Raw genomic sequence first — 7,140 nt, forward strand, 5'->3', positions numbered from 1 at the left:
CGCCCACGCCGTCGACATGGCCGGTGACGATGTGGCCGCCCAGGCGGTCGTGCGAGCGCAGGGCCTGCTCCAGGTTGACCCGGTGACCCGTGCCAGCCAGACCGACCGTGCGCGCCAGGCTTTCGGCCGAGACAGCGATGGTGAAGCGGCTGGCGGCCACGTCGAAGGTGGTGACCGTCATGCAAGCGCCGTTGATGGCGATGCTGTCGCCCAGGCCGACGCCCTCGAGGTAACCAGCCGGGGCCTGGATGGTCAGGCGGCGGCCGTGGGTGGGCAGCTCGCCCAGGGGTTGGTTGTCGGTGACCTGGCCAACGCCAGTGATGATGCCGGTGAACATGGACTTCTCGACGACGTGGATTGGGAGGGAAGAAGGCACAGAGAGAGCTTGGTACCGATCACGGGCGCGCGCAGGCGCCCGCGAAACCGATGCCACGGGCCAGGGCGATCGCCCCAGCCGACCTCAGAAACGTTCGCGACCGGGCGGGCGCACGATCAGGCGGGCATCCGGGCCGACCAGGCAGAGGTCGCGGACCTCGCCTTGCCAGCACCCATCCAGCCCCCTGAGCGGAGACAGCGCGGCCAGCGCCCGTCCGGGGCCCAGCAGCTTGGGCGCAAGATACACCAGGATCTCGTCGACCCACCCCTGCTCGATCAAATGGCCATTCAGGCGGGCGCCAGCCTCGACGTGCAGCTCGTTGACACCACGGCGGGCGAGCTCGGGCATGAGCCAGGCCATGTCGACTTGGGCCGGCACGGTGGTGGCGCCGTTCAAAAGATCGGCCGATTGCGCCTTCGCCTCGACAGCAACACGTGAAGCGCCCTGGGCATCAAGGGGTGCGAATGCAGAGGCGGCAGGCTGGTCTGCGACACATGGCGGTGCCTCCAACACCTCGGCGCCCGCTGCCTTCAGCGCCGACTGCCGGGCTTTCGCAGCGCCATCGACCGGCTGCAGCCCCACCACCAACACACCACCCGGTGTGCCCAGCATGGCCGAATCGGGCGGCATGCGCCAGCGGCTGTCGAGCACCACGCGCAGGGGCTGGCGAGGCACCTCGAACGCACGCACGTCGAGTCGCGGGTTGTCGTCCTGCACCGTGCCGATGCCTGTGAGCACAGCCGACGCGCGGGCGCGCCAATGCTGCCCGTCTTCGCGCGCGGCCGGAGAGGTGATCCATTTGCTGACGCCGTTGTCCAGCGCCGTTCGGCCATCCAGAGAAGCGGCCACCTTCAGGCGCACCCAGGGGCGCTGGCGCACCATGCGAGACAGAAAGCCGATCTTGATCTCCCGCGCTTCGAGGGCGGCGGGGTGGTCAGGCGGCAGCTCGTCAACGGCGATGCCCGCAGCGCGCAACCTGGCAACGCCCTGCCCCGCCACCAGTGGATTGGGGTCGTGCAGCGCCACGACCACGCGTGCGACACGCTCGCGGATCAGGGCGTCGGCGCAGGGGGGCGTGCGACCGTGGTGAGAGCAAGGCTCGAGGGTGACGTAAGCGGTGGCGCCTTGGAGGCGTTCGCCCCGCGCTTGCGCGTCGCGCATGGCCATGACCTCGGCGTGAGGGCCGCCCGCCTGCTGGGTGTGACCCTGACCGATGAGGCGGTCGCCGCGCACGATCACGCAGCCGACCGGGGGGTTGGGGCTGGAGATGGGCAGGGCAAGGCGGGCCTGGGTGAGGGCGGCCTGGAGCCAGGTGCTTTCGGGAGCTGGGTCTCGCGGCATCGATAGCTGACCAACGGGGCCGTGCCCCACTGCTGTCAATGGAATCCTTCGTCTTGTGCCGCAATTTCTACCACGAGGACCGCAGGCACCGCACGGCCACCCCGGAGAGGCACAGACATCTTGGTCTCCATCAAGGGCTCGATGGCCCGGCTAGCCCACTCGCCGGGCGGATCGGCATGCACGAGCGCAACCTGATCAATGTCGCCGTCCGCAGTCACCCACACCCGCACCAACAGTCTGGTTTCGCGGCCAGGTGGAAACGCAGACTCGTCCAGCACCCATCCAGGCTGGGGGGCTGGCCCCTGGTCCAATTCGTTGGCACTCACGTAATGGGTGTTCAACAGTGCCCCCCCGGATGTCGACTGCGCCCCGGGCGATGGGGTCAACGGAGGGTGAGGGTGCTCGGACTCAAGGCTCGCGAGATCTGAAGGGGCAGTCTGCGATGACTCGGCAACCTGCGAGTCAGCCCGATGGATCCGAACCGTTGCCAAGCTGAGCTTCATGCCAGCATCGCCTCGCGCAACGGTGCCAAGGTGCGCACCATCGTGGTCGCCTCGCCGTCCCGCCTGCACCCACCAAGTCCCCACACCATGCAAAAGAATCACGGCAAAGACAGACACCCACAGCGCTGGCGAGTTCAGAGACGACCGGGCTGAATGAGCCACCGGGCCGCCTCAGCGCCAGCAGGCCGCCACGGCCGCAGCATCGTCGTCGTAGCGATCGCCTCTGGAGTCTTCAACAAGACCTTTGACACCGAGGTGCGTGACGGTCGGGTCACCACACGGGTCATCGGTCATGCCACCAGCCCTGGACGCCGTGATCTGATAGCCCTGACCACCACCGTTGGGCGTCACCGCCAGCGTGTAGCGGGCGTCCCCCTCCCCCGCTGGCGGGCTGGTCGCGAACGCCTGGTTGGCAAACGCCGCAGGCGGATCCTCGGAATTCAACGCATTGCCATAGAAGTACCGCTCGCTGTAGTAGCGCTCCATCCAATGCTGCGCGGCCTGCAACTGCGTCTTGAGCTGGGCGCGATGCCCCCGGGCGACGTACTCGATGTAGGACGGATAGGCGATGCTGGCCAAGACACCGACCACCACCACCACGATCATCAACTCGAGGAGTGTGAAGCCTTGTTGACGGCGACTGGCGTGCCGAATAGAAGGTTTGGTAGCCCAGAAACTCATTTTTTGGCCTCCTCGGCAGCGGGCTCATCCTTGGTCGTTTGGGCTGCCGGGCGGGTGCGCATGCCTGTGATCTCACGCCACTGGATGCGAAGGTTGGAGGCGCTGGTGCTGATTTTCTGTTCACCGCTTGCACCAACGGCACTGAAATCTGTTTTCCCCCCTGTTTGAGCCCTGCGCTCACGGTCACCGGTTAAGACGAGCGTGTACTTCTGGTCGCGGAAGGCGATGCCCATGTCCATGGTGCCATCTGCCAGCAAGCTGCGAATGGGCAGGCCATTGATGGGGTTGAAAGCGTACAAAGTGGCTTCGGGGCCAACGGTGCACGACTGCTCACGCTCGGCCTCGGACTTGGGGCGCACCGTGGTGAACGCCACGAAATTCTGCCGCCGCGCGGGGGAGCTGATCACCGCCTCGCCATCGGCGGGGAATTCCAGGTACCACCCATCGTTTTCGGCAGGCTTGAAGTCCTGGGTGCCGGTATTGCCTTGCACCCGAACTTCCTCGCCATCCACGAGCACGATGGCGCCCTGGTCGTTGACCTTGACCTGGTATACCGCACCAGTGATCGGGTCACGACGCAGCACCCGGCGAATGAACGTGTTGACCGTGCGCGGGGTCTCTCCGTCGCGCGCAATCGTGCGGGTGGCGTCCACATCTGGCAGGGCATTCTGAATGGCCACCTGTCCGGTTGCGCTGTCCGCCTCGATCGGTGGGCTCACCAAATCCTCGGCGTACCGACCCTTGTCCCACACCGTGAAGAATCGCTGCTTGACCGACAGATCTGGGAAATCACCAGAGTCGATGGCCCGACCTGTTGCGAAAGAAATCATCGTGCCGCCGATGTTGGGAAACAGGGCCACGGGGGCCGTGGTGATCGACAGCGTGCGAGTGCCTGACTTTGCGGTGAAGAACGGCTTGGGCTGGCCGGCCGAGACCAGCGCCGAGCCCCACTCGGCTGGGTTGCTCGAACGCAAGTCAAACTTCCAGATCTGGCCACGCAAGTCGCTGGCATAGGCCACATCTGCCGTTCCGTTGTCGTCCAGGTCGACCCAAGTGACACCCATCAGCCCATTGCCGCTGTCCAGGGCGCCCGACACCACGATCTTGCGATAGGACGCTGCCACGCCATTTGCGCTGACCTGGCTCCAGATCGGCGCCCCGTCGCCCGACGGCACAGTTGGCCCGTTGACTGACAGAATGAAAAGTGCGGCGCGTCCTTGGGTAGAACCGCTTCCGTTGGGAACCAGCAGCCCGAACTCCCCATTGTTGAGGTAGGCGATCTGCGCAGGCTGCCCCGAATTGGGATGCCGCACGGGATCCTGCAACTGGTAACCCAAGTCGGCATCGTCTTGCGACGTGAACACCCATTTGAAGGCCTGGGGCGCCGATGTTGCCAAAGCGAGTTGCCCAGGGTCGGACACGTCCAGCGCGAAAACAGCCCGCCCGCCGCGCCCAAGGGAACTGAATAGGTAGGTGTGCCAAGCCTTCGTCGCCCCGGACGGATTGAAGCCCCTTGCGGACGACACCAGGACGTCGCCCGTGAATGGGCTGCCATCCATCAGGGCCACGGGATCGCGGTTCGAAGCGGCCAGCGCGGTGCCCAAGCGTGCAACAAGTGGACTCGGCACATAGGACAACAAAGGCATGCCGCTGTCGGCATCAAGGCCATGCAACATGCCATCGTTCGCGCCGACCCACAGCACAGGTGCCTTAGTCAATTTCTGGTTGACGAAAGTGCGATACGACGCTGTGCCGGACGGGAAGTCAACGTCCGAGTAGCGGCCTGCGGTGGTGCTGCTTTGCAACCAGGGGGTCGAGTTCACGATGGGGCCCATGACCCCGTCCCGACGGATGCGGAAGCTGAGTCCCTCTTGGCCACGCTCGCCGCGCATGTAATCAATGAGGTTCCTCACACGTGTGCCTTGGCCATTGACCGCGGTCACCTCTGCCGGGGTCGGGGGCGCAGACACGCCCAAGCCAATCAGTGCAGCGCGATAGTTGACCAGGGCGTCACCACTCAGCCCAGCCCAATCGAAGCTCAGGCCCTGACGCGCATCATCGGTGATGAGCACCCGATCGGTGCCCACGCCAGCCATCAGCTCAGAAGCACTCCAGCCCAACTCATCGCTGAAAATCCCGTCGTCGTTGACGGCATACGCTTTGATCGTGCCGCCAAAACCATCGGGGCTGAATTCGGCGGTGTACTTGATGCTGCTGGTCAGCAACTGGCTGGACGAGACCGCCGGGGCCGAGTTGCTGCCTTGTGTGAGGGCAAGCAGCAGGCTGCGCAGTCGCTCTTCCAACAACTCAGGTCGGCGCGCGAGGAAGTAGCCATCCGGCTCACCGTCGGCACACCCCTGCGCAGAGCAGGCTGCGTTGTTGTTGTTGCTGCGATCCCAGTTGACAGGCAAAGCGCCCTTGCGGTCTTCGGGCTTGGCATCCGAACTCCACGCGAAGCTCTTTTCGCCCGTGTCAAAACTGCCGTACTTGGCAACATACCAAAGGGGGTCGCGCAGCGTCACGTCTGCGACCCCCTCGGTGACCAGGAACTTTTTGACGACGGAGGACGATTTGCTGCCCTCGCCGACGAAGTTGATCGCCTGACCGTTGTACGAGGTAGGCCAGGCGTAGCCATCGCGCCCCACCCCTGTGGACATGCCTTCCACGCTGTAGCCGCAACGCAAGGCGAAATCCGCATCTCCCCGGGAGCGCAACTCAGCACAGTCCGAGCTGGCCGAGTACTCGATGCCCGCATGGGTGAGGTAGCGATCGGGACGGGAGTAACCTGTTGGGAGACCCTCGTCCACGGTGCCGATGACGCTGAAGCCATGCGCGCCAGGCGCTCCTGCTTCCTGGTTCAGGATGTCGGTCGTGATTTCCAGGTCATAGGTACCGGGCCTGCCTGGGCTGTCCTTGATTTCCCAGCGCAAGAAGCCCACGATGTCCATGTCGTAGTCTCCCCCGAACTGGGCATCGTTCCAGGTCACCACGTACGAGGCAGACCTCGTCGTGCCATGAATTGCTCGGAACGTCAGCATCGCGCCGGGCATCAGCTCACCGCGGGTCTGCTTGCCATCGAAGCCCTGGAAATCCCAGGAGCTCTCAGGGGTGATGTACACGAACTTACCGGGCTTGCCAGGGATCGGCACGTCGATGCGCGCGACACCACCAGACAGCGTGGCGGCGTACGAGCGCACGCGCAGGGCGTGAGCCGGCAGGTTGCGATCCAGCACGGACGCTCCGTTGGCGCTCTGCAGCTCTGTGCGCTCGCGCACGGCTCTGGTGTTGGCGCTGAAAGCCGCACCCGCCCCAAGGTAGGTGCCCTTGACCGCAGGGGCCTCAGGACACACCCCAGCCACCTTCGCAAGGCCCTCGGTGACGGCCGGGCCGATGTTTTTGAGCGTGCAATCCACACCGAATCCACCGTTAGCGGAACCCACAGAGCGAGCCGTGTTCGTGATGCCTTCGATGTCACCCACCAGGTTGGTCAGCGACTGGATGGTCGCCGTTGAAGCGCCATTCTTCGCAATGAAGGCGGCGGCATCACCGTACACGTCCTCCTGAGCGGCATCTGCCTCATCGGTGTCGTGGGTGACCGACCCGCTCGAAATGGCCAGCATGTGCATCGGTCGGCAAATCGCCCGTCCGTAGAGCGCCTTGCGAGACAGCCCCGACACCGGATCAATGGCGGTGTCCACAAGCGGGTCCTGGCGTGCAATGCCCACCGGGAGGCCCTGCTTGGCATCGCGGCTGCCCGTTCCGACCTGGGCACCACCCATGCCGATGTTGGCGAAGTAAGCCAGCGCCTGGGTGATCATTTCCGACATCGGGTTGCCCCAGGACGGGAAAAACTTGTTGGTCACCTCGCTGGGCAGCGGGAAAGGCACTGCAGGCGAATTGGCGTTGTAGTCTCCCGCATCAAAGAGGGTCAGGCTGTCAAACGCCCGCGCGATGCCCGGAATGGTTGCGCCACCAGAGTTCTCGAACGTTTTTAACGAGATCCCCCCGCAACTGCTCGGCGATGCAGCGTCGCTGGCCGGCATGCGGTGACAGAATCGCCCCGTTTCGAGATCGATTTCATCGTTGAAACTGCCGATGTTCTTGCGCAGTTGCCCCCCTCGCAGGTTCTCGTCGTAACTGCCGGTGATGAGGCCGAACTCAGCTCGCACGCGTTGCTGCTTTTGCTCGCTGGTGCCGAACTCCTGAAGCAACCCGACCGGCTTGCGACGCACAACCGAA

Annotated in this window: 3 protein-coding genes and 1 pseudogene; all 4 read right to left on the bottom strand. The window is 64.7% G+C overall.

Annotated elements, in window-relative coordinates; all coding sequences use genetic code 11:
* A pseudogene (locus B2W70_RS08170) lies at positions 1-337 on the bottom strand (riboflavin synthase); the annotation flags it as partial.
* Positions 338-460: 123 nt separating this feature from the next.
* A complete protein-coding gene (gene ribD, locus B2W70_RS08175) occupies positions 461-1,717 on the bottom strand; it encodes a bifunctional diaminohydroxyphosphoribosylaminopyrimidine deaminase/5-amino-6-(5-phosphoribosylamino)uracil reductase RibD (protein ID WP_286744623.1) in 1,257 nt (418 codons plus the stop codon).
* Between the two features lie 674 nt (positions 1,718-2,391).
* Complete coding sequence (locus tag B2W70_RS08180) at positions 2,392-2,901, bottom strand: type IV pilin protein (RefSeq protein WP_286744625.1); 510 nt, start codon at positions 2,899-2,901, stop codon at positions 2,392-2,394.
* Positions 2,898-7,112 carry a pilus assembly protein gene (locus B2W70_RS08185; RefSeq protein ID WP_286744627.1) on the bottom strand — a complete coding sequence of 1,405 codons (4,215 nt, stop codon included), beginning with the start codon at positions 7,110-7,112 and terminating at the stop codon, positions 2,898-2,900. Before B2W70_RS08185 ends, B2W70_RS08180 begins: the two co-directional genes overlap by 4 nt.
* Positions 7,113-7,140 lie beyond the last annotated feature (28 nt).

This window comes from Aquabacterium sp. UBA2148, assembly GCF_002328915.1.
GTDB lineage: Bacteria > Pseudomonadota > Gammaproteobacteria > Burkholderiales > Burkholderiaceae_C > Aquabacterium > Aquabacterium parvum.

Bases quoted from the DNA above. Each gene is read 5' to 3' on its own strand.
- ribD (WP_286744623.1), bottom strand. From the start codon at position 1,717: ATGCCGCGAGACCCAGCTCCCGAAAGCACCTGGCTCCAGGCCGCCCTC.
- B2W70_RS08180 (WP_286744625.1), bottom strand. From the start codon at position 2,901: ATGAGTTTCTGGGCTACCAAACCTTCTATTCGGCACGCCAGTCGCCGT.